General features: G+C 40.2%; 18 protein-coding genes. 2 read left to right on the top strand and 16 right to left on the bottom strand.

What is annotated here, in order from left to right; all coding sequences use genetic code 11:
• Window positions 1-40 precede the first annotated feature (40 nt).
• The 9 genes from KTR07_RS15085 to KTR07_RS15045 all read right to left on the bottom strand — a co-directional run bounded on the left by KTR07_RS15085 (window position 41) and on the right by KTR07_RS15045 (window position 14,464).
• Window positions 41-1,102 carry an efflux RND transporter periplasmic adaptor subunit gene (locus KTR07_RS15085; protein WP_008760595.1) on the bottom strand — a complete coding sequence of 354 codons (1,062 nt, stop codon included), beginning with the start codon at window positions 1,100-1,102 and terminating at the stop codon, window positions 41-43.
• Window positions 1,103-1,109: 7 nt separating this feature from the next.
• Complete coding sequence (locus KTR07_RS15080) at window positions 1,110-2,606, bottom strand: TolC family protein (protein WP_008760594.1); 1,497 nt, start codon at window positions 2,604-2,606, stop codon at window positions 1,110-1,112.
• Window positions 2,607-2,626: 20 nt separating this feature from the next.
• Window positions 2,627-5,932: a xanthan lyase gene (locus KTR07_RS15075; RefSeq protein ID WP_008766164.1), complete on the bottom strand. Its 3,306-nt coding sequence runs from the start codon at window positions 5,930-5,932 to the stop codon at window positions 2,627-2,629.
• A gap of 15 nt (window positions 5,933-5,947) precedes the next feature.
• Window positions 5,948-6,841 carry an ABC transporter ATP-binding protein gene (locus tag KTR07_RS15070; RefSeq protein ID WP_008766165.1) on the bottom strand — a complete coding sequence of 298 codons (894 nt, stop codon included), beginning with the start codon at window positions 6,839-6,841 and terminating at the stop codon, window positions 5,948-5,950.
• 268 nt (window positions 6,842-7,109) lie between these two features.
• Window positions 7,110-8,540, bottom strand: coding sequence for a carboxypeptidase-like regulatory domain-containing protein (locus KTR07_RS15065; protein ID WP_008766166.1), 1,431 nt, complete (start codon window positions 8,538-8,540; stop codon window positions 7,110-7,112).
• 38 nt (window positions 8,541-8,578) lie between these two features.
• Window positions 8,579-9,811 carry a YjbH domain-containing protein gene (locus tag KTR07_RS15060; RefSeq protein WP_008766167.1) on the bottom strand — a complete coding sequence of 411 codons (1,233 nt, stop codon included), beginning with the start codon at window positions 9,809-9,811 and terminating at the stop codon, window positions 8,579-8,581.
• A gap of 4 nt (window positions 9,812-9,815) precedes the next feature.
• Window positions 9,816-10,565 (bottom strand): YjbH domain-containing protein, encoded by a 750-nt coding sequence (locus KTR07_RS15055; RefSeq protein ID WP_008760589.1) that lies wholly within the window; start codon window positions 10,563-10,565, stop codon window positions 9,816-9,818.
• Between the two features lie 391 nt (window positions 10,566-10,956).
• Window positions 10,957-11,922 carry a tyrosine-type DNA invertase cluster 3b gene (locus KTR07_RS15050; RefSeq protein ID WP_008766168.1) on the bottom strand — a complete coding sequence of 322 codons (966 nt, stop codon included), beginning with the start codon at window positions 11,920-11,922 and terminating at the stop codon, window positions 10,957-10,959.
• A gap of 202 nt (window positions 11,923-12,124) precedes the next feature.
• Window positions 12,125-14,464, bottom strand: coding sequence for a beta-galactosidase (locus tag KTR07_RS15045; protein WP_008766169.1), 2,340 nt, complete (start codon window positions 14,462-14,464; stop codon window positions 12,125-12,127).
• A 317-nt stretch (window positions 14,465-14,781) separates the two neighbouring features.
• On the opposite strand from KTR07_RS15045, the gene KTR07_RS15040 reads away from it, so the two are divergent.
• Entirely contained in the window at window positions 14,782-17,472 is a 2,691-nt protein-coding gene (locus KTR07_RS15040; protein ID WP_217315454.1) for an outer membrane beta-barrel protein, read from the top strand.
• A gap of 34 nt (window positions 17,473-17,506) precedes the next feature.
• Here the strand turns inward: KTR07_RS15040 and KTR07_RS28440 are convergent, their stop codons facing one another.
• From KTR07_RS28440 to KTR07_RS15010, 7 genes are all read right to left on the bottom strand, one after another.
• Window positions 17,507-17,728, bottom strand: coding sequence for a hypothetical protein (locus KTR07_RS28440; protein ID WP_074858583.1), 222 nt, complete (start codon window positions 17,726-17,728; stop codon window positions 17,507-17,509).
• Window position 17,729: 1 nt separating this feature from the next.
• Complete coding sequence (locus KTR07_RS15035; RefSeq protein WP_048698973.1) at window positions 17,730-19,253, bottom strand: hypothetical protein; 1,524 nt, start codon at window positions 19,251-19,253, stop codon at window positions 17,730-17,732.
• Window positions 19,228-19,653: a biopolymer transporter ExbD gene (locus tag KTR07_RS15030; protein ID WP_008760582.1), complete on the bottom strand. Its 426-nt coding sequence runs from the start codon at window positions 19,651-19,653 to the stop codon at window positions 19,228-19,230. The genes KTR07_RS15035 and KTR07_RS15030 overlap by 26 nt, the downstream gene beginning before the upstream one ends.
• A gap of 4 nt (window positions 19,654-19,657) precedes the next feature.
• Window positions 19,658-20,104, bottom strand: coding sequence for a biopolymer transporter ExbD (locus KTR07_RS15025; RefSeq protein ID WP_008760581.1), 447 nt, complete (start codon window positions 20,102-20,104; stop codon window positions 19,658-19,660).
• Window positions 20,088-21,506, bottom strand: a complete 1,419-nt coding sequence (locus KTR07_RS15020; RefSeq protein WP_048698969.1) for a MotA/TolQ/ExbB proton channel family protein — start codon at window positions 21,504-21,506, stop codon at window positions 20,088-20,090. The genes KTR07_RS15025 and KTR07_RS15020 overlap by 17 nt, the downstream gene beginning before the upstream one ends.
• Window positions 21,507-21,735: 229 nt before the next feature.
• Entirely contained in the window at window positions 21,736-23,187 is a 1,452-nt protein-coding gene (locus tag KTR07_RS15015) for a peptidoglycan-binding protein (protein WP_048698966.1), read from the bottom strand.
• 246 nt (window positions 23,188-23,433) lie between these two features.
• On the bottom strand, window positions 23,434-24,729 hold the full coding sequence (locus KTR07_RS15010) for a DUF3874 domain-containing protein (protein ID WP_016267923.1): 1,296 nt from the start codon (window positions 24,727-24,729) through the stop codon (window positions 23,434-23,436).
• A 301-nt stretch (window positions 24,730-25,030) separates the two neighbouring features.
• Between KTR07_RS15010 and KTR07_RS15005 the strand changes: the two genes are divergently transcribed.
• A complete protein-coding gene (locus KTR07_RS15005; RefSeq protein WP_008766175.1) occupies window positions 25,031-25,672 on the top strand; it encodes an HU family DNA-binding protein in 642 nt (213 codons plus the stop codon).
• Window positions 25,673-25,772 lie beyond the last annotated feature (100 nt).

The following is a 25,772-nucleotide window of genomic DNA, read 5'->3' as shown; positions in this document are numbered from 1 at the left end:
CCTATTTTCAAAAGATGCGTTCATATATCGCATCCATGATTTACTTTTGGATTTTGACTTTGGCGTCTTCTTTCAGTGTTTCAAAACCCTTCACTACCAAATTGTCATTTACATTAAGTCCGGATAGAATTTCGATATTATATTCATCCTCCAGACCTGTTTGCAGATTGCGTATCTTTGCCGTATTCTTTTCGACGATATATACGTATTTCCGGCGACGATTGGACAAGATTACGTCTTTAGGTATAATGATAGAACTATCAGCTCTGTCAACGATAATATCTGCTTTGGCGAACATACCCGGACGCAACTTCAACTGGTCATTATCAATCAGAATCTTTCCTTTAAAAGTACGTGTCTCCGTACTGATTGCAGGAGACAGCTCACCGACTCTCGCTTTTAAAGTATCTCCAGGGATGGTATAATGAGTAATATATACCGGTTGCGCTTCCTTGACATAACGAATGCTGCTTTCCGGCAGATTGATATCCATATACATTTTATCATAAGCCATCAGACTCACCATAGCCTTTCCCTGCTCCACTCTTGTATCGGCCGTATAGTGAGGCAAATCAACAATCACACCATCAAACGGAGCTTTCACTTTCATCTTCTCCAGATTGAGTTTTGCGTTTTCATAATCGTAACGGGCATTCGTTACTTTTACTTCCGTATTCCGCATTTCACTCATCGTCACCCCTCCTTTTTCATAGAGAGCTTTCTGCTTTGACTGTTCCTGTTCAGCAATTTCAAGACTTAGTTTTTTAGCGTCAATAGCGATTCCGTTTTCATACTCCTTGTCTTCCAGACGGATTATCAGTTCCCCCTTACTTACCCTGTCTCCCATTTTGAAAGGTTTTCCGGTTCTCGGATTAGTCTGAAGTTTATAAAATCCGCTCATTTCCGCATTCTGAGATGCACCGTAAGTCGGCTGCACTGTTCCTGTTGTATTTATTAATTTACTGATAGAACCTTTCTTCAGCTCCACGACAGATACCGGAGTTGCAATATTATTGGGTGCGTTTTGTGGTTTGTTGCCACAGCCGGTTAACAATAAGGTTGTTAACAAAGAAGATGCAATAAAAATTTGATACTGTTTCATGGTCTGCTTATTTTTTATCAATAATGTCTTTCATAGGAACAAGAGGGATATTCTTGTCGAAATCATACAATGAAAGGATTTTAAGATTAAGTAATTCTATTCTGTAATTAATCAACGCCTGCGTATAAGTAATCTTCTTATTCGAAAGCTGAGTCTGGAACTGGCTCATTTCCATACCGGTTATGTCACCTTCCCGGTAACGAGTCTGATTCAGATCATAGGTCAACTGTGCATTCTGTACATTTTGCTCGGCGATCTTAATCTGAGTCCGGAGGTTTTCGAGGTTACGCCATACCTGACGAATATTCAGCTCGATATCCACTTTATCCTCTTGAAACTCGAGTTCATTAATCCGTTGAGCCATCTTTTGTGCTTTAATCCTTGCTTTCTTTTCACCCCAGTCGAAAATAGGGACAGCAAAGCTGATGGAAACCCTCGGATTCTGTGTCGGATTATTATAGACTTTATTCAGGTGGCTATTATCTCCTATCAATCCGAAAGAGATGGATACATCTCCTTTAAACTCGTTCAGCGCTTTTGTCTTAATCATATCGAACTCAAGTTCCTTGCTCTCTATTTCACGCTGACGAAGTTCCAGACGCGAACCCAATCCATGCGATATGGCCTGGTCCAGATTTACCTGAATCGGTTTAATCTCCACTTCCGCAAATACGAGAATATCTTCATCCAGCCTCATTCCGAGAGTCTGTTTGAGTTTGTCTTTCGCATTCTCCAGATTCACCTGACTTTCGTCTACAGACGAACGTGCCGTAGCCAGATTCAGTTCCGCTTGAAAGAGTTCGTCCTTCGCTGCTAAATCCGCTTCTACCTTATTCTTGATAATATCATAACTTTGCTGGGCATTAACCAGTTCTTCACGACTGATTTCCAGATTACTCTGTGCCATATAGACAGAATAGAACTGATCGGTTATACTTTTCTCCGTATTCAGTTGCTGCAAAGCATAACTGATATTGGCATTTTCATAATCATATTCTATTTGCTTCAGTTCCATTTTACGCTTGTTGTATGTAAAAATAGGCTGAGTCAATTGCAGATAGAGGTCATTGCTGAATGCCCGGTTACTAGTTTTATCGCCTTCTATAATGGAACTGTTGTCCTGCCAGCCGAAACGGTTGATTAAAGAAATAGTACCGTCTGTCCATAGAATGGGCTGATCGACCTGAAAGGTCCCGCTGGTATTGAATGTTTCATTCGTGTACCATTGTGACAGACGATTATCGAAACGCCTGTTCTTGTTATAGTCCACCGGGTTCAGATTTAATGAAAATCGAGACTTTAATGAAGCCTTCTGCGCCAGCAGATTCTGCTTATATCTCTCCAAATTCATGTAGGAACGGCGAAGAGAAGGACTGTTCTCCTGCGCAATCTCCATTGCCTTGTCAATCGTTAAAGGAATTTGTCCTTGTGATGTCAGGGCAATTCCCGTAAAAGTTACGATTGTCAGCAGCATTCTTTTTAATAGTAGTAAGTCACTTTGCATATAGTTTGCTGTTTTAATAATTATCGTTTCACTATTTTCACTGCGTCGGCTGTCACAGAGCGCAGCTTACATTCATCCGTCAGCACGACACGAACCGTATCGGCACTAAAATAGTAAGTACCGAGTTGTTCCCAACCCTCATTGGCTTTTCTCAGATTGATATAGGCATCTTCCATCTCACTGTCGTATGCCACCCTGAAATGATATTCACCCTGAAGGCGATCATTCCATCGCAGTTCATCATCCTTGAATACATGATAATAAAGCTCATATTGACCGGCTTCCGGCACAGGAATTTTCCATGTAGCCGTCTGACTGCCGTCTCCACTCTTAATCACATAGGCCGAACGGATATATTTGCCATAGTATTTAGCATTGGTGGTAGCTGTCCATTGTAAAGGCGCACGCCACCAGGATATGCCCGAATATTTAAAGGAAGTATCCTCCACTTTATCCAGCCATTTAGGCAGAAGTCCTACGACAGCAGGGGTAGAAAGTACAAAGAGAGTGGAATCTTCATTATCCACAATAACCTCTCCCGGCATTTCTAAGGATGATTCCGGCAAGGTATAGATAGTGTCCTTGACTATTTTATTCCGTTCTTGTTTTACATTACCAATGGATTGCCGTATCATATAAGGAAGATTGCCGGAAACCATCGTATTGATTTCCACATCACGTATCTGTTCTTCCCAGACAGAAACAAATTCTTTGCTTGTATGGGCAGCTATCTCTACCTTTTTTCTGGCTCTAGGATCTTCCATCGGTTGATACCACCAGCCATTTTGAAGAACGTTCATCTGAATGATTCCGTCATAATCCGAGTTATTGCTCACCAGTACTTTCAAGACAAAGAATTCTTCTCCTCCTTTATTGACAACTTTGGTCAGTTCGGGCTCTCCGATCGAATAAAAAGGAAGAGGCGTCAACTGTTCCCATTCTTTCAAATATGAATAAAGATCCGTCCGGCTCATTTCTCCCAGAGTATCCAGCATATTTTCGAACTTTATGTTCAGAAATGTATTACGCTTCAACATCGCATATAGTGAATCCCGGAAAGCATCTACGCCCATGTTTATTTCTGACCGGGCAAAAAGACGGCTTGCCTCCAGTCCTACGATATTATTTTGCAGATTACGCTGTTCCACATCAGCCAGCAACTCCTTGAACGTATGCTTTTCCAGCAGCAGGTTGGCCTTTTCATTGTTACTAAGCCCATTTATCTGACGTTCCCACCCTTCATTTTCCGACTTCTTTTGCAGATATAGCTCAATAGCACGATTGGCAACAGGCCATTCCGAAGAGTAAATATTGTACCGGAAATTATAAATCTGCGGGAAAAGGAAATAAGGATTTGCCGTAGACGAAAGATTTCCCCGTCCTCTACTACCCGACGAAAAGTTATAATCGCCTTCTGTCTGCAAAAACATCCAGGCAAAGTTACTAAAAGTCCGCATCTGGGCTTCCTGCAGACTGATTTCATTATTTCCCGACCACCGGATATGATTCTTCACCTGCCTCTTCACATCCAGTTCCCAGAATATAGCTCCTTTTTCGGGGAACAATACCATTTCAGGTTGTACTGTCTCCTGCGCTTGCGACCAGGCACGTTCATAGCTGGCAAATTGCACAGGAACTTCTACAATAGAAAATCGCTTAAAAGGATAATCCAGTTTATATTGCCGTGCCAGTTGCTCTTTCACATTACGTATCAGCCAGGGAATGGTATCGTGAATAGAATCAAACGAAGCAGTAAAATAGTCATGGTCCCTTAAATGCCAAACGCTATAAAGAATGCTGTCCGCATAAGCACTTTTTTGCTGATAGTCACCTATGACCAACGATAGTGTCTGAGACGGATAATCTCCTTTAAACGAATACACTCCTTCTTCATCACACTTTCCTTCCCCTTGAGAAAGAGGAACTAACCCCGGTAGAGGCTTGACCTTCAAGCGATAATTACTGAAATAAGTTTGCTGCCAGTCAGGATTTTTATCACTATAGCTTGTTCCTGCACGGGGATACCAATAAGTTTCAGGGGTAAGCATCAGATAATTTTTCGTCTGAAAACTATACTGCTTGTCTATGTTGAACAGAAACTTTTTATTGGAAGCTTGCAGCACTTCGGGAGGAATATCCAAATAACAAAATGAGTTATCTATCTGTCCGTCATACCTGAATGTTGCAGAGATTGTATCGCCTTTGGCATGCTTCGTGCCGAAATCCACCAATACTATTTGCTTGTCACGTTTAAACTTGAGTTGCTGTCCGGCCGAATGAACGGAATGAATGGTTAATCCCGGATTCAAACAGAAGGTGAATACGGCAGATGAGTCCAATGCCACTCCTTTCACAGTTACTTCCGACAGAAAATCTTCAAGATGCTGCTCTACAGAAAGATCATATTCATGAATGAACATCTTCGGAGTAGAAACATATTGGTTGTTGATCTTCGTATAGGTAGCGCGTATATCACTTTGATATAAAATCGAATGTATATGCCAATAACCGCATACGAAAGCTAACATGAGAGTACAAAAAGAAATAACCAGCCACGGATAATTACTGTGCGATGAATTCGGCAGACGCCTGAACAGGGAAATCGTGAAAAAGACAAACGCCAGTCCGGCAAGAAAATAGATGCCACGATGATTTAAAATCACCTCCCAGTTGGAAAAACCGACAATGCTGGACTTCACCAAAGGAAGACTATAAGCCATATAATCGAAAAGATAATAAAACTTATCTTCAATATAGAAAACGGTAAGTCCGATATATCCTAACAATAAAACGAATGTCAGTGCCTGATTTTTCAATACCAGCATCAGAAAGATAGCCAGGCCAATAATGAAAATCAGCGTAGGGACACTGATCAACAGAAAATAAAGCAAGTAAGCCATCCAGTCCACTTCTCCCAATGTCAGGTTGAATGCAGCCGTAATAGCCATAATAATGAGATTCAGCAACAAAAAGACGCGCAGATTTCCCCAAATCTTACCGATGACGTATTCAGCATTACTTAATGGACGGACATAAAAGACTTCTGATGTATCCAGCTTTTTATCTCTTTTCAGGAAGTCGGATGCCAGAAAGATAGCAATAACAGCCTGCCCTGTATTTAGCAACAGTAAAATTAGATAAGGAATGTTCGATGGAATGGCTGTAGCAATCCAGAAGCCTCCGCTATCTTCCGATACGAACAACTGGAAATTGAAAAAAGTAATGATAGTTACAGCGAGTACCGTGAATACTCTGAAGAACCAGCTTCTGATTAATAATTTACTTTCATATTTTGCTACCGATTGTATATTAGATATAAAGGTCATATCAGCATATCGTGTTTAGTCGTTTGTCCAAAGGTTTAATTGATTCTCCATATAATATACATAGGCGTGTTCCAGATTAGGGGGAAATGGTTCCGCTTCGTATCCTTCTACTTCATCGGCAACCACCTGTACTTCCCAGATTGTCCCCGATGGAATCGTGGAGATTACCGGATATTTTTTATCGATCTCATGCAACTGATCTCCCGCAGCCCTAATTCTCCACACTTTGCCCTCGGCTAATTTCAGCATATCTTGCGGAGAACCGTTGAAGGAAACTTGTCCCCGGTTCATTAACGCCATATTATTACAAGTACTGGAAATATCACCGACAATGTGAGTAGACAAAATAATAGTCACATCATTCTCGCTGACCTCTGAAAGAAGGTTACGGAAACGGATACGTTCTTCCGGGTCAAGTCCGGTAGTAGGTTCATCAACAATGATTACCTTAGGATGATGTATCAGCGCTTGTGCAATTCCTAACCGCCGCTTCATACCTCCCGATAATTTATTGGCATATCGTTCGCGAACATCGAACAACCCAACGTTTTCGAGCATTTCATCCACAGCCTGTTTTCTCTGCCTGCTATGGGTCATACCGGACAAACGCGCCGCGTAATCAAGAAACTCATACGTTTTGTATTTGGCAAAAAAACGAAAGTCCTGAGGAAGATACCCCAGAATACCGCGTATTTCTTTCCGCTGTTTCATCAAATCATAACCGCAAATTTCTACTTGCCCGGAAGTTGGTTCCATAAGGGCTACAAGAATACGCATTAAAGTAGATTTGCCGGCGCCATTGGGTCCTAATAAGCCAAACATCCCTGCAGGTATTTCCAGATTGACATCTTTCAAGGCATGATTTCCGTTTGGATAGATCTTATTAAGGTTCTTAATAATTATGCTCATGACATTTTATTTGTCCTATGTTGTATTGGGTGATAAAGATAGGCTTTATTTACAGGATACAAATCATAATTATAAACATTAACTTATATTAGTAGAATTCTGTCTAAAATGAACATTCAACAAACATCCATATATCTCATAAACGAAAAGGAAGAAACCACTTCACAGTGACCTCTTCCTCCTCATATCCCATATGATTATTGCCCAACAGGGTTTATAAAAAAGGGGGTTATTAAAAAAGGGTTATTTTTATGATCTTAATTATTTATTAGTTACTTCCACCCTTACCACCACTATGAGTAGGATTAGTAGTCACTGTCTTATACTGATGGTCAGTTCCGGTATAGCGTGTTGCAGTTACTGAAATCTTCACATCCTTATTATTATACTTCACTGTGGTCGACAATGTAGTAGTACGAGTCTTGGCATAGCAAGTATAAGTCATTGTTGTATAACCGTTCACATTTACAGTATTATAGGTACGAGTTGTTTCTGTAATACCTGATGCCGATCCCATCAATGAGTATAAACGAGTTTTGAAGAAAGCTACCATAGCATTAACTGTTTCTGGTTTTGCACCTGACAAAGCTTTTTCTACAGCCGCTTTAATATCCGCATCTTTACATTCCCAACCCGACTTTTCTTTATAAGTCAATGCAATTCCTGTTACAGCTTTAGGATTTTCACTGTTATCACAACTTGCCTGTCCTAAAATCTCACTCTTCACTACATTTTCAGTACTAACTTTACTAGTGACTTTATTTTCCATAGCATAGGAAGAGAAATGCTTAACTTTAGTTGTGTAGCTACCTGATTTCTCATCATAAACAACTTTATTAATGTCCTCTGTTTGTGGAACCCACTTTCCATTCTCCAAATAAGTAAGTACCATATCATCAGCGAAAGTCAAGCCAGGAATAGGATTAGGAATTGAAATAGTTGGATAGTGGTCTTTTGCAAATGTCAAACCACTAGGTTCAAAGTGTGCTGCCGCCAAAGGTATGGTCTTTTCTACTTCTTTATTCTCTTCTTCTTTCTTCACTTCTGTAGTCACAGTTTCTGGGGCTGGTACATACGTAGTTACACTGACTTCAGCATTACCACCTTCCAGAACGTCTTCATTACCTTCTGTCTGAATTGCCCCAGCTGGGATTTCTAATTCAGGAGTTACAAGAGGAAGATCTTCTTTCACATCCTCCGGTTCAACAGTACCCGGTTCTTTAACTTCCTCATTCGAAGCACTCTTATCTTCTACCTTAACCTCTTCTGTATTACCAGTCTCTCCAACTTCTACAGTCGTAGGTTCACTTTGCTTAGTCAAAGCCACAGCAACAGTCACCACACTACGATTTTCCGCATTAGCAGCAATTTCTACAGAAGTACTTTGAGCAAGATAACCTTTAGGAGCAACTTCTACAGAATACTTACCTACATTCTTCTCTGTTACAGAGAACTTACCATCTTTGTCAGTCTTAATTGTCTCAGTACCAATTTTTACATCAACACCAGACACACCTTTCCCGGCATCCGTCACAGTACCCATAATATAATACTCAACAACCGGAGCGGGAGTTTCAATCACTTCACCTGGTTCTTGCTTTGGTTCATCGTCATCATCATGACAGGAAACTGTTACAAAAGACAACACACCGAAGGCTATCGCCAAAGAGCATGCATACAACCATTTTAAATTTCTCATAATTGTTCAATTTTTGTTTAAATTACTAATATCAACTCTTATTTAAGTTTTGTCTTTTCATTGGTACGAATCAAACAATAACGGATATAATCCGGCTGCCAGAAACGGCTGTTTTCAGCAGATTTCGGTTCGGTTCTATAGCTTACCCCCAAAGCACGGCGAGCAAATTCATTCCCACTACGCATGTCATATTGAAAAGCGAAATAATCCGGAAGCATCACACGTACCGCGTGACGACTACGCTTCTTACCCGGCAATGGAATCGAAAAATGAAATCCGGCATTTGTTTCTCCATCTGTATACATGCCATAAAGTCCCACGACATATTCACCGAAGTAACGTGAAAGAATTCCGCATACCCCATAATCTCCATATATAAAACGTCCACCGCTAACTTTCAATTGAGTATTCACTTGTGGAATGAAATAACCTACGCTGAGCTGCCCATTCACTCTTTTCCATTTACTCATTCCCCAGTCGTTGCCATATAAATGAGACGAACCGGTTATACCACCTTCTCCTTCTACTGTCCAACGGCCGTCAGAAGAAAAATAACCAATACCGGCTGCGAGTCCCTGACGATCATCCGAGAAATTTCCACCAGTCAGGTATCCCTTCCAATGATTATCCAGACGAAATTCCTGACGCAATGTCAAATACCCCAGTCGGATACAATCCCATTTGCCCGGCTCATTATTGACGATAGGTAAGCAAACCTGCAGCCTCAATGAAGCACCTTTCCAAAGTTGCATTTCTACAGCCGGTTGCAATTCAAAAGCTGCTTTATATAATTTGTAAGTAACATTATTAACTAACATTACCCCCGGATAAACCACTACGTCCACTTTCCCAAAAGTAGTAGACTCTCGTTTGGTTCCTTTTAAGGCCTCCATTGCAGTTTTGGTGGAAGTAGTCATCTGCATACTACAGTAAACTCCATCCAAATCACATTTTCCCGATTGATAATCCTCAATCAGCTTCGCAGGCAAAGTGATACAAAGTTGCGGCAAAGCATTATCCAATATGACCAACTGCAATGTAGAGACTTCCGGAAGAGTGATCAGGCGACGTATTGCAATGCCTATACCATTATAAGATCCCCTATATACGGAAGTCTCAAATGCTGCCGTAATCGTATCCTGCTTCTGTGCCACAGATATATTTTCCATTTGCAATTCTTTCAGGACTTCAGATATCCCAGCAGATTGCGCGTCCACACTTTCCAAAGTGCAGCAACATATTATATATAGTATACTAAATACTCTTTTCATCTTCTTAATGTATTAATGTACATTCATAACGCAAACCGGCAGAAACACAGGTAAATTCGCGCGTAAACACATGGACGGACAAACGTTTCCAAAAACGTATTGCTCCACCCAAATTCCATCCATTGGTATCATACTCTGCCATCAGCTTTAACTCACGGCAAAAAGCGGGAGTATAACGAATACCACCAAAAGGGCCTTTCTTGAAAGCCGGTTGATTGCCCTGATGAAAATACCAGCCTGCTGTAACAGCCAACTGATGCCCCTTGCAGAAACCAAACGTCTTAGTTAAGACACCATAATAATCTCCCCAATACTGAGTAGCCTTTTCTGTAAAAAGATCATCAGCACCAATTACCACAGCAGGGAAATAACGGCTTTCTTTCAATGGACGGATACGGATAGTATTGGAACGATCTTGGTTGTGATAACCGACTCTGCCATTATACGTTCGCATTTTGAGTAACGTCATACGGTAAGTCAGTTCAACAAAAGAGAACAAAGACATATCTACCGAGTAGTTCATGGTAGGATAGTTAAACTTATTAGGCGTAACCTCTTCAGGAAGAAAGTTTGCGCTTCCCATAAAGGTTCCTGTTTCCTGCATCTCGGCTGTAGGTATCATCATCTGCCCAGTTGCCCCAAGAGCATATTGTGCATGAACCCGGCTTGTTGTCAAGATGAGAATCAGAATTAATACAACACCCTTTAATGGAATAAATCGCATATCCCCCAAAATAGCTTCAGTTTGTTTCATTTTTTATCTATGTATATTCCTAAATAGAGACCTTACCCCAATTTGATTCATAAATCCTCTATTTTTACCATTCTTTTTTCTGTTACTTCTTAGGTAACGGAAAACACAGGGGAAGGGAGAAATCTCTTAAAACACGAAAAATAGGACATACCAAGTTGCTAAAGGAGGCTCAGTCTAAGCGTAGGGTGAAATTCCTTTGATTATGGGACGTAAAAATCTTAGAATATGAAGAAAAGGGTTCTTTCATGTTCTAGGCTATTTTTATCTTATTTTTAAATCAAAAAAGAAAAAAAGGATAGTTTATTTGCTTGTTATTTATTTTTTTGTCTATCTTTGCGCCATTATTATTTCCGTTACCTAAGAAGTAACACACACATATATATACTGATTACTAATACTTTATATTATTTACACTTTTCTCCAAGCAATTCTTCACGTAAGATAAATTCATTCTATTTACTTCAGTACGTTCTTTCAAAGCAAAGCCTTTAAGATAGATTTGTGTTGTTTTGATTGATTTGTGTCCCAACGATTCGCTGATCATTTCAATAGGAACTCCGCGATATTTCGCAGTGGTAGCCCACGAATGGCGAATGGTATAAGAAGTGACAGGAGAAGTCAGATGCAAAGCCTTTGCCAGTCCTCTCAAATGGTTATTGAAATTCCGGAGGGCAGACTGGTATTCCCGATAAGCACTTTCATCTTTCCGTTTTTTATTACCATTCAGAATACTAAATAGATAATCAGGGCAATCTTGCAGAGCAGGTTTTCTGTTCTGAAGCTGATAAATCATATCCTTAGCAGTATCCAGTATTTCCACACTCATCGGAGTCTTCGTTTTAACACGATTATAATGAAGAACATTCCTGTCTAAAGACGACTTCTCCAAATGTGCCAAATCAGCGAAAGACATACCACAGAATTGAAACATCAAAGCAGCAATCGCCTGTGTACGCCGTAAAATATCCGATTTAGGATCTCCATATAAAAGCTTATGCAACTCAGTTGCCGGCAAAGCTTTCTTTTGACGGACATCCACTCCTGTATACACCCCGTGAAACAACCGGTGAACATAAGGAGCCCTCCCCGATTCTACTCCACGATTATAAATACTACGTAGCATACGCATATACGTCGAAACCGTATTAAGCTTCAAGCCACGTTCATAAAGATACTGCCCGTAACACCGTAAGTGTTCGCGGGTTACTTGTCCGAATGACACGGTAGGTGTGCCACAAAACCCTCTAAAAGAAAGAAGTGCATTTTCATACACATGCGCAGTAGAATAGCGCCCCTCTTTTCGTAAACGACCGATGTACATCTCAGCGCATCGGCTAAACCCATTTTTTTTCATCATTTATACACTAGTTAATTATATAAATCATCTCAGATGAGAGAACAAATATACTTCCTCTTAGGGTTTTAACCATCACAAGAATTATTTTATTTCGAACGAAAATCAGAAAGCGACCCTCACTCACGTGAAAGTCGCTTTCTGATTTTCATAACTTAATGAACAAACTAATAAATAATTAACCTTTTCTTAAAAATCTCAAACATTATATCTTAAACGGTTGCATCTTCAAATATACCTTATAGTCTTTAATCATCCCCGTTTTACCGGCTTCAGCCCTGGGTAGATAAGAGAATCCCGTAATAACTTTATCTTCACCAAGATCTATCACAATCTGATGAGGGAATGCAGGTTTGGAAGAGGAATAATTGGTATGCCAGAATGTTGATTCCTGCAAATCAAAAACATTTGTTGCAATATTGTTCGCGGCATCCGTTTCCTCACTATCGGCATAAATCACTTTCCAATGCTGACGGGATACCGGTTTGCCATCTTCGCCCAACAACTCCAATTCTGCAATAGCCGCGAAATCTTTCCCATCATGGGCGTTCAAAGCCTCCAGACAGAAGAAACGAGTCTCCACCTTCTTACCGAATTTCACATGTTGCCAACCATTGCCTGACTTAAATATCCCTTGATAAACAGGAGTTTCATTTGTTAAGTCCAAGTTCTCACCCATCTTACGATGAGCATAAGCTCCGTTACCACGTTGTACATCCAGAATTGGTTGACGCAGACCTTCAGTTTCAGCTTTTGAAGGACCAGCCATATCCAATATAATGATTTCATTCTCTCCTTTCTTCAACCAGCAGCCCGGTACATATAAGGTCTGTTGAGGTCCGATTTCCCAATAACGACCAATCGCATGGCCATTCACCCATACCATACCTTTACTCCAGTTCATCATATTCAAGAATGTATCCCCTAACTCATTGAGGTTAAACGTCGACCGATAATAAGCCGGTTGATTTTCAGCATTCTCCTGTTGTTTATACTGCTTATCACGGGCAAAACTATAATCTACCGGAATAGTATATACCTGCCAGTCCTTCACCAGTTCAACTCCTTTATCAGATTGCAGTTCTACTTTCTCGGTAATACCTTTCCAGTCATAAATACCTTTGCCGAAATTCATTCTTCCCATTGCTTCCACCAGGATATCCAGTCTGTCACCTTCTTTCAATGGTGGTAACTTTACTACACCTTCCCCCTTCAAACGGCTCAGAGTAGCCAGTTTCTTACCATTCAGAAAGACTTGTGCCCAGTCATGAGCTTCTGTGATCAGTAATGTCTGTTCTTTATCAGAAGCGGATAATGAAGTCCGATACAGAATACTACCCCATCCCTGATCAAAAGCTTCCATTGTCCGGATATCCTCACTCTCTTTGGGGTGAGGCAGATTATCAAATAAGACTGCCATTTCAGTCATTTTAATAGTAGGAATAGCTATAGTCGGTATCGAATCCGGAATTTCCGGCAAGGTTTCACCTTCCGGCAGGTAGTTACCAAGCAGATTCCGTACTTCCAGATATTTAGGAGTCACCTTACCGGATTCATTGATAGGAGCATCATAATCATACGATGTGCAAGTCGGTGAAAAGTTCGGGAAATTCGCGCCTCCCCAATGCCCGAAACTAGTCCCCCCGTGAGTCATATACAAGCTGAAAGAAATATTGCGGTCCAGCATTTCTTTCATACCTTTTACCAATTCTTCGGCACTTCTTGTTTCATGCTTGGCTCCCCAATGGTCAAACCATCCGGACCAAAATTCACTGCACATCAATGGAGTGTCCGGCCGTAGTTCTTTCAACCGTTTAAATTGCTCGTCGATGTTAGCACCCGTACCGAAATTAATAGTCCAGAGCAAATCATCCAGTGCATTATTCTCAAAATTCGAGTTCCAGTCACACTGGAATAAAGGAACACCTGTAAAACCGGCTTGTTTTACCATGTCACGGATTTCGGATATATACGGCTTATCGATTCCAAATGCTCCATACTCATTCTCCACCTGTACCATAATGATATTCCCTCCTTTACTAATCTGAAGATCAGCCAGCTGTTTGCCCACTTCGTTCAAAAAGAGTTTCACACGTTCCATGTAGTATGGGTCTTGCTCGCGAAGTTTGATATCCTTCTTCTTCAGCAGCCACCAAGGCAAGCCGCCCATTTCCCATTCCGCACAGACATAAGGTCCGGGACGCACTATGACATACATTCCATTCTCTTGAGCCAAACGGCAAAACGCAGCTATATCTTTCTGTCCGGCAAAATCATACCTTCCTTCTTCCGGTTCATGAAAATTCCAGAACACATACAAGCAAATCGTATTCATACCCAGTGCCTTGCACATTTTAATACGATGTTCCCAATATTCTTTCGGGATACGCGGATAATGAATCTCTGCCGCTTTTACAACAAACGGTTCTCCATTCAGCAAGAAAGTATTCTTCCCCACTTCAAATGTGCCCTCCGAAGATTGAGAGCATGAGCTGCCAAGAACAGCCACTACTAAAATAAGTAAATACAATAAAGGTTTCTTCATTTTCTATCTATTGTTTTCATGATATATCTCATACTTAATAAAGAGAATTCACTATCGGCTAATGTTTCCATTAAACCGACAGCGAATTTGAAAATAATCCAAGTGTTCCTAAAAACTAAAATAATACCTATTGAAAACTGAGTACGGTGCAAAGATGAGGTATTATGCGTAAACAAAGGTCCTCAAATAAGTCAAAAGGGTATGAATATCGTTCAAATGAACTTTATTTATCATTTTATGAACTCTTTTTTTCTAAAAAATCAAGATATTTGCAAGAAATACCATAAACACTAAAACACCTCATAACGGGAGACCTTATGAATAAAACGACTTTTATACTACTAATAACATTAATTATATCATACATAAATACTGCTTATATTCAAGCACAGACTCAACGTGTCACAGTACAGGGGAGTATTCTGGAAAAAGACACACAGTTCCCTGTTGAGCAAGCTACCATACAACTGTTATCCTTGCCCGACAGTAATTATGTAAAAGGCATTTCCAGCTTGGAACAGGGAAAATTTTCACTCACAACTCTCCCGGGACGTTTTTTAGGAAAAATTTCTTTCATAGGCCTCGCTACCGAATATAAGCCCCTGCAAATAAACACAACCCAGACTATTGTTCAACTAGGCAAAATAGAGTTGAAACCTGATGCTGTACTTCTTAACGAAACCGTCATTGTAGCCCAAGCCCCGCCTGTTGTCGTCACAGGTGATACAACCGCATATAATACTTCCGCTTACCGCGTCAGTGAAGGTGCTGCATTGGAAGAACTAGTCAAAAAGCTACCCGGAGCCGAAATAAACGAAGAAGGGAAATTAATCATTAATGGTCAGGAAGTCAAAAAAATCATGATGAACGGAGAAGAATTCTTCCTTAACGACCCCAATACGGTTTTAAAAGAACTGCCAGCCGATATGATAGATCAACTAAAAACTTACCAAAAGAAATCAGACATGGCACGTATTACCGGAGTAGATGACGGTAAAGAAGAAATGGTACTCGACTTACGCGTAAAACCAAGTATGAGAAAAGGATGGAATGGTAACTTTGAAGCAGGATATGGAAATGACGACCATTATAGGGCAAAAGGAATGGCCAATCGTTTCAAAAACAAAATGAACTTATCAATCAATGGTACCGCCAACGACAATGGAATTAATTCCAATCAAAGAATAGGTGCCAACTATTCTCAGAATACTCAGAAACTCAAATATGGAGGTAGTATTGAAGTCCGGGAAAATAAACGCGATTCATGGAGCAAGCGTCATACAGAATCTTTTTTGTCAGACAACACTTCTCAGTTTTCCCTGCAGAACAACCAATCCGATGGAAAGACAAGTGCTATTTCCGCTAATTTTCGTTTCGAATGGAAATTAGACAGCCTCACCACTATTATGTATCGACCGACATTTAATTTTTCCAAAGGAAACTCCAATTCAGGCAACTTCTCAGAAACGCTCAACAACGAGTCAACTCCTATCAACCGGAAAGAAGCCACAAACCACCAAACGAATGACAGATTCTCCACCAATGGCTCTTTGCAGTTGAACCGCAAATTAAACAGCAAAGGAAGAAACATCGCCTTACGTCTTTATTACGATCTGGATGACGGCAATTCCGATCGGTATAGTCTTTCGAATACTTATTACTTGAAGTATGGTGATAGTATAAAAACTTTGAACCAATGGATTGAAAAACTTGACAAAAACAATAAATATCAAGTTCAGATAACATATATGGAACCTGTATTTACCAATCGGTTTATCGAAATTAATTATAGCTATCAACACCGTTCCTCACTCTCTGAAAAATATGCCTATGACTGGGATAAACAAGAAGATACATACAGTCAATATCCTGACACAGCGCACAGTGATTGCTACAAAAATAAATATTCCACCCACCAAACCGGCATATTTTTCCGTACTATCCGCACCAACTATTTTTATAATATAGGTATAGAAGTTGAGGCACAAAAAACGACAAATAAAAGCTATATGCGGGACACGACCTTTGAGTATTTATCCAGAAATGCAATAAACTACTCCCCCACCATAAACTTTAAGTATACCTTCTCTAAACAAACAACCTTAAAAATAAACTATCGTGGGAGAACGGCACAACCCGGTATGACCGACTTATATAGAAAAAAAGATATTTCTGATCCTTTAAACATACGGCTAGCTAACCCCGAACTTAAACCATCATTCAATAACAACATATCAGCTACATTTAATACTTACTTTACTGAAACATCCCGCAGTTTCAATGCTAACCTCTCCTATAATAATACAATGAATAGTACAACACGTATTGTCACATATGACGAAAATACCGGAGGACAGACTACCCAACCGACTAATGTGAACGGGAACTGGCGAATAAACGGTTCGCTTACCTTCAGTACTCCATTATCCAACAAAAAATTCACAGTAAATACACACACCAATACAAATTACGGCAACTCTGTCGGTTTCACTGTGCTCAACAAAGAGTCAGATGCAGTTAAAAGTAATACGACTAACCTCTTTTTATCAGAACGCTTAAAAGGGAGCTACCGTAGCGATCTGATTGACTTTGAGTTATCTGCAGAAGTCAGATATCGAAAATCAGAACATTCTATCAAAAAAGAGAACCGACGGGAAACATTTGATTATACATTCGGAACTGAAGCAAACTTAAACTTACCTTGGGATATAAAAATCTCATCCAATATCAATTGTAGATTAAAAAGAGGATATGGCGGTAAAAATGATACTAACCGCACCCTATGGAACGCACAAATATCGAAAAGCTTCCTCAAGAAGAAAAAGGCAACCGTCCGATTTCACCTATATGATATCCTCCGTGAGAATGAAAGTTCGGAACGTTCCATTTCCGAGAATTCTATCACCGACAGAGAATCCAGTACATCTAACGTATATTTTATGGCATATATTGCCTATCGGTTCAATACCTTCGGACAAAAAAGAAAACGACAATCGGTACAAAACTAAAATTATAAAAGAGGAGGAAATGATGTATCCACAACTACATCATTTCCTTTTTGTTCTTTAAACATGCTGAGTAACATTGAAAAAAGTCATATTGCAAGATATCAGAGATTCTCAAAAGGAGTTCGGTATCAATACTTGACTTCCCGAAGATTTTATACACATTGGTCCGCGCACAACAAAGCTGTTCTGCAAACCAAGTGACAGACAATCCTTGTCGATGTAGTTCAATTTCTATAAGCCGGCCAACGTGTATCATATTACTCTTGTGGAATAATTAAGAAACTGAAACCACACGCTCCTCCTCCGCCATTTTCCAATCGCACAAGAATACGGTTCCACCCTTGACGGAACTGGAAAGGAGCAATATGTTCGTCAATATTATACCAACTGGTACCATAATCGCGCCATACATCCTTACCATTTATCCATACCCGACCACTATCATCCGTACCGATGGCAACCAGCATGGTAGTAGCCTCATCAAAATAAAGTTCCGTATAAGCATAATAAGTAGAATGTCCGGTAGTGACAGGAACCGTATTATGCATTGATTCACTTTGCATAAACTTCCATCGCAGCGTACCATCCAAATACACTTCTTCCCCTATGACCTTTATCGGATGAGAATCCGTTTCCATCACCCCTGTACCTACTTGTCCGTCAGTATATACCGCATCAAAGTCCACAGATATCTCAGGCGGATGGACAATCGAAAAGTCCTCTCGCCCAAAGCTTTCCCACGGTCCTATCATATACCATGTGTTAATATATAACCACCCTTTACGATCCGCGCTTTTTGAGAAACGCCGTCCGGGCAATGCCTGAGCTTTTACCATTTCCTGATTAAGCCGGGGACCTGCATAAGCATTCATCGGACGTCTGTTTCCACTGCCCTGAGCTGCCTCCCCCATGCCACCGAAACCGTTCCCATTGCCACTGCCTTCACCTCCGCCCGGCTGACCATTGCCAATTCCAAAGCCGCCACCGGGCTTTCCGACCTGCTTCACTACTCCAAAGAGATTTTCCAACCGAGATTGAGCAAGTCCGGCTTGTCGGGTCGCTTGTCCCAACAGACCACGGTAGTTGTTCAAGTCTGCCGTACTTTTTATTTCCAGACCTGCGCTGGCATTACTTCCCGTTGAAGTAGCCCATTCCCCTCCTTTAGTCTGCATTCGAATCAGTTCATCAAAACTTGGCATACGGGAAGAACCTGTCTTCAGAGAACTATAAACCTCGGGAAACGAAAGTCCCTTGGAAAGCGCCTGTTTAGCTGCATTGGCAGCCAAATGGTTCTGCTGTATTTCAGCCTCATATTCTCTTAAAAGAGCATACATATCTTCTACCGACGGATTCGCAGATAACTTGCCCGCCTGCGGAATATTCCTTGCTTTCGAAGTATCATTAGCATCATCCGGTGCCGTACGTGGTAACTTTCTTTGCTCTACTTTAGTCAACAATTCATTTTTCCGCTGCCTCATCTTCTTAGCCATTTCCTGAAATTTACGAAGCTGATCTTCCAAATTTTTCTTGACCAATACTTCCGACTGCTTCACTAATTGCTCAGAATAATTAGCGGGAAGCTCCCGCTGAGCCTGCTCCTGCTTTATTTTATCACTGATACTTTTCGGAGATTTCTGTTTTTTCGCTTGCAAGTCAACAGCTCCCTGTCCTGGTGATGGCATCAGCCAGATAAACAACGCTCCTCCTACCAGACAGACCAGTGCAATAACCCATGATAGGATAACCGTCAGACGGCTACTCCCTGTTGTAGTTTTCGTCATATGTTCGTATTCCTATATTCGTTAAATTATAAAACTGACAAGCATCCATTACTTCCACAAAACGTCCGAATGGAGTGTTTTTATCCATATCAATGCGGATACGCCGACCCGGATCAGAGATACAGGTCTCCCGCAATTGTTCCATCATGAAATTGGTCGAACAAGGTTGTCCGTCCCAATAGAAGTTACCTTCAGCATCCAGTCCTACAATAGCCTGTTTATCATCCGGTTTCAGTTTTATGGCTGATTCCGAAGTCGGCAGATCCACTGAAATATCCCTGTTTTTCACCTTCGTCATTGTAGAGACAAGAAAGAAGATCAATAGCAGAAACACACAGTCGATCAAGGGCGACATAGACACTTCCGGTTCATCTTCATTATTAAATAGTGATAATCTCATAAGCTTAATAAGGTTTACTACCCAAACGGACACGCGTACGCGTGAATCCTTGTATTTGACATTGATCGAATATCTCTATTACCGTATTTACGGGTACAGTCCGGTAAGCCGCCACATCAATAGCAATTTCCGTACCTTCACTGTTGCGGAGTTCTGTAAGGAAAGTATTCAGATCAGAAATCGGCACATAGTGGTTCTCACCAGTGTACGCATCATGTCCTACTACCTGATACACATTTTTCTCCTCATCCACTGCTATGATAACAGCTTCCTCTCCGGCGCGGGTGGTAGACAAACTGGAAGTCATTGAAGGAAGTGATAAAGGTATTTGCATTTCCCACTTCTTCATCATAGTAGTCACAAGGAAGAAGATCAGTAGCAGAAAGACGCAGTCTATCAAGGGCGACATCTGCACCTCTACTTTGTCTTCTTCATCATAGTTTAGTCTCATGCTTCTCCTCCTTACTCCCCGGTGTGTTCATATCCGTCGAATCTCCTTCCAGATAGAGCGTAGTAATTACATTTTCAACTTCTACTTCCACCAAAGAAGCCAATTTCATAATACGATTTTTAATAATGAAATACAAAGCAATGGCAGGAGCTGCGATGATCAAACCGGCAGCAGTCGTAATCAAAGCTTTTGAAATAGAATCGGACAATATAGAAGCGCCGCCTTCGTCACCATACAATGCTACCAGACCAAACGCTTCGATCATACCGACAACTGTTCCCAGCAAACCGATAAGGGGCGACAGGGAAGCTATGACTGACAAAGGATATATGCGTGACAAATGTGTACGGATATCACGTGCGGCCATATCACCAGCTGTCTGGCTGACAACTTCTCTTCCGGCTTTCACATGCTCGAAAATAAAACGCAGCGAATTTCCTAATGTGGAAGGGTATTTATCACAGGCTGCAATCGCACCTTTCAAATCTCCTTGTGCAAGGCATTCGCTGACTGTTTTACGCAGTCCTTTTGGTGCCAGTCTTCCTTCTCTTGAAGTTAGCAAGCGTTGCAAAGCTATTACTAAGGCAAGCAATCCAAGCAAATACAACGGATACATCATGAATCCTCCCGCTTTAATCTGTGCAGCCCAGTCAATCTGTACCCCTTGCGGTTGTTCATCCTCATTAGTTGTTCCCTCTTCATATACCAGCCCTTCCTCTTCTCCATCAACGGGTACCGGAGTTGCAATTTCGCTCGGAAGTACTTTCGGAGCATTCTTTATATCATCCTGTGTCTTAGCGAGAAAGATTTCATCAAATCCCGCATCACGTCTCTCCGGGCAGATAAAAGAAATACCAGTCAACGTAATATTACCAAAATCTTTCCATAAGTCCCTGGTCATCACCATCCAGTGTCCCGGTAGTTCACCGAGATTAAGACCCTCCATCGGATTTATCAAATCCTTGGACTTGCCGGCTATATAAGTAAAATCATATTTCTTGCCTTTTTGATTTGCAGACTTTTCGGAAACATGAAATTTCATTCCAATTTGATCACCTCCCCATTTTACCCAGGCAAAAGTGATATAGCGAAACTCACCCGGTCCCGGATTCTCGCGAATAGGAATGGATAGCCCGGTCAACTCTGCCGGACTTTTAGAGGCTCCTACATATATATAATTTTCTGATTTTTTAGAGTATCCCCCATCACGGACAAATTTATTATCCTGAGCTTTCCACTGCGCCCCGTCCGGTATTTTAGTACTAAAGATTTCATATAATCCTTTACCGGATCTACTATTTGTTTGGGCTGAGAGCGGATAAGTGAAAAACGTTATTACTCCTAAAAGAAGTATACTCAACGTACCTTTTCTAAAAAGTTTTTTCATCTTTGTGCAATTCATGTCTATTCTATTATTTATTAAAATTTAAAAGCCACCGCAAATCATCGAATGATTCACAGTGGCAAAGTTGATAAAAATAGAAAAGAAATGAGTACTCAAATCATTCAAAATACTCCAATTCCTTAAAATGATACAAAATAAAGAGTTCAAAAATCACTCAATAGGTTTAAAAATAATCCATTACCAGAAATTTCCAGCTGTTTTTTATCTGCTATATCAGGTTTTGTATCTATTTTCCTGACACTACCATCCTGACATATTGTGGAGGTAAATAATTATATATAGAGCCATTTTCAAAAGAGGCAGTTTCTAAGGTGGGGGTTCTAAAGTTTATAGTTTCAGCATGGTATCCTTTAGGAACAATCAATTTTAAATACAAACCAGATATGTATCCATTTTTCACACCCTTCTCTCTTCTATCATAGAAATCACACATAATTAGCTTCACTTTTGTCTGGGACAAGTCCAATACTTGCAATGGACAATTTAAAATATTCAATGAATACAAGTTGACATTAGAATGCAAATCAAGCTGGGAAATAGCATTACTACTACAATCCAAAACCTCCAAATATATATTTGCACTAAGATCAATTGTTTTTAGTCTGTTATCAGCACAATTTAATTCTTTTAAATAAGGGTAGTCACTAAAAACCGGAATTGCTTCTTCTGATATTTCTTTAATAGAAAGTTTACGCAGCGAACCTCCTTCCACATTCTCTTTTTGCTCAGGGAGTATCAATTTCTTCAATAAACGATAATCATTCCCTTCTTGGCGTATCCACTCATATCCCTGCAATCCGCAAGTTAAAAATTCCATCTTTAGGTTAGCACTAAAATCCAACTCTCCAATATAATTTGCTTCACATTTTAGTTCCCGCAATTCTTGATTATGTGATGTTTCAAGTGCTTTTAGCTTATTCCAACTACAATTTATTTTTCTAAGATGCGGTGATCGACTAATATCCAATTTCTCCAGATTATTATCCGAACATTCAAGTATACTTATTCCTTCTGTATTCGATCGGTTATCCGGAAGAATCAACTTAGATAATATCCCGGCACGACCTCCTTCCGAAAGTAATCCTTTATTTCTTTGAGATTTAACAATAACCGTTCGAAGTTGTTTATTATGACTAAGATCCAATTCTATCAGTCGGTTATAAGTACAATCTAAAGTTCTTAATTGAATATTCTTTTTCAAGTCTATCGTATTCAAATCACAACTTCTACAACTTAAATTCGTGAGATTTTTACAACCACTTATATCCAGTTTCGGAAGGTAGATTTGTATAATTTCCAACTCACGAAGTTCTTTAAATCTAGAAAAATCAGGAATACACTCCAATGTATCAGTCCGATTTCCCACCAACTTTAACCGACGTAGAGAAGAAAAATACTCAAGGCCTTTTAATGAGGTAATTTCATGTCTCGTAGTTTTCGCTCTATTCACGTCATTATTAATCCATAAACTGGTTTTCAGCTCCAAATCCTCCACGTAATCAATATCCGATAATAAAATAGAGCTGGTATCAGCTATAATCTTCATTTGGAACAACGCTGCTTTAAGCATCGGATCAAATTTATCTGCCACATTCTTATTATCAGAAGAGTTCAATATGTCTGCCCGACTACTCACACCCATCAATAATAAACTTACTATTAAAATAATGTTTTTCATTTTCTATTAAATTTTATGTTGTCCATAATCAAACATCTCTCTACTTCACCTTTTTACATGAGATGAATTATCATTCGCAAGATAAGAAGAAAAAACGAAAAAGAGAAGGAAAGAGTGTCCCCAAAAAGGATACAATTTTTCATCCCAAATAAGCAAATCTCCTTTCCTCCCTTCACCCTTCACAACTCCCTCTGGCACGACGATTGCGGGTGAAGGTCTCCTGTTCACCATCCGCTTCACCTCCCATCAGACGGAGACTACCCGATACACATTCCCAAACTTGGTATGCTTACGTTCTATCCCCACTGCTATCAGTATTTGTGCCAAACTCGCCGGATTTGCCCCACGCATAGCTGCCGGATTTATCTTCTTCAATCGCTGAAAGATATCAGCAGACGAAAGAAGTTCACACCCTTCTCCTTTTTCTGCCGCCCGATAACAGGAACGCAATACGTCTTCCACAGGTCCCTGACGATAGAACGTCATGTTACTTTGCTGCAATTCCGTCTCTTCCTCTTTTGTAAACCAATAATGTTCACCCGTCAAAATCTCCGCTTTCAATTGAGCATAAAGTTGTGCATAGTCAATCCCCTCACAATCGATAGGATACTCTACCAGCACACAAATAAACCTGCGGCTACCAGTCGGGTCAGTCAATAAATCTTTTCGATTCGATGTCCCGATAAAAGAAGCTATACGAGGTAGCGAGCGATAATTTTTCTGATAAGCTTTGCACAGGCTTAATGAAGCCATCTGCATCAGATTCTTCAATAACGGCATTTTCGTCGGAGCATATTTATCAAACTCATCCAGATTGAGAAGTCCCATCTCCGCCAATCTCCGTTCTATATGCCCTTGACTGGTTAAATCCACCTTATCCATATAATAACGCTGAAGCGCAGGAGGAAGTAGCGATTTGCAAAAGGTAGACTTTAAATATCCTTGCTCCGTACTGATAAGCAAAGGCGCCACACTATTGGCATGACTTCCCGTAACCCCCATCCATTGTGCTGTCATACCCCGCATCCATATATGGAATTCTTTCACCCACAATTGGTCTCTCGAAACTCTGCGTGCCAAAGCCGCCAAGCGATCCACTCCATCCCATACCGGCAATTCTTCCAAATAAAGTTTGAAAGGATGATACTCTGCAATACGGGTGGAGAAAATACAGCGTGAAAGATCACGATCCCAACAAGAAATACCTGATTCGTGAGCTTCCAGGCAGAATGTATTTAAGACACGCTGATTCACAGGTGCAAATCCTTCCTCCATTCGTTCCAACAAACGATATTCCGTTTCTTCTGTCAGCACATTGTAGCGGAAATCATAGCGGGATTTTAAAAAAGTATCTACGCTCTCAGTTAGTGACTTCACTTTCGATGAGTCTTTTTCTTTAGACGATGATACCCCCTTAATCGACTGAATAATAGTATTGACAGGTGCTACACTTTTTGTATCCCCTACTCCCGTTTCATCTTGTTTTGAAAGACACTTCATCAATTTTTGCCAAAAGGCAAACCAACCATTTTTTTGTTCCATTTTCTTCTTTTTTTTATGATTAATGGATGCGAATATAATATCAAAAAAAAGCCATTTGCAACTTTTCATCCTATTCATTTTTTGAAAACCAGACTTATCATTAATATCCTATCATTTCTTGTTTATCATACTATTAAACCTTATCTTTGTCACCGACAAATTATATTTATCACCAATGTGATAAGATATTATCACTACTATGATAAAATAACATCATTATTGTGATAAGATCTTATCATAGTAATGATAAGTATAAAATATCAGCACTAAAAACAAGAAATCATTTAAAGATAAAGCAGAAATGGCAGTACAATTTGAATTATATAAGACTCCGATGCCAAAGGAGAAAAAGAACAAGACGCGTTATCATGCCCGTCCGGTAAGTTTTGAGACCGTCAATACCGAGAAACTGGCTTATCGCATCCATGATCGCTCCACATTAAGAGTATCGGACATTATTTCAACCTTGGAAGAACTGAAAAATGAAGTAGCTCAGTGCCTCCTGGAAGGTAAAAAGGTGCATGTCGATGGATTAGGATTCTTTCAGGTCACTCTTTCCTGCGAAGAAGAAATACGTAACCCGAAAGACAAACGTGTGCACCGGGTAAAATTGAAAGCTATAAAGTTTAAAGCTGATAAAGAATTGAAAGGGGAATTGTGTCACATGAAATTCCAGCGTTCTAAAATCAGACCGCACTCCGCCAATTTATCAGAAGTAGAAATAGACATGAAACTAACTGAATATTTTGCTGAAAATCAGATTATCACCCGGAAAGATTTTCAATATCTCTGCGGAATGACACAAATCACTGCATATCGCCATATCAAGAGGTTAATGGCAGAAAAGAAATTGCAAAATAAAGGGACGATCTATCAACCGATATATACTCCGGTTCCGGGTAATTACAGGGTATCGGTGGATTTAAAATATAAAGAACAATGAAAGAGCCATGAAACAGGAAGCCCTTCACCCGCTCTTCCCCATTTGGGGAGTGTAATTTAAACTCTGTCTGGTTTCTATTTCTTTTAAATCACAACAAATA

It is taken from the genome of Bacteroides sp. MSK.20.82 (assembly GCF_019052485.1).
Lineage (GTDB): Bacteria > Bacteroidota > Bacteroidia > Bacteroidales > Bacteroidaceae > Bacteroides > Bacteroides thetaiotaomicron.
Note: the sequence above shows the minus strand (reverse complement) of the source record. Positions and strands in the feature narration are given on the sequence as shown.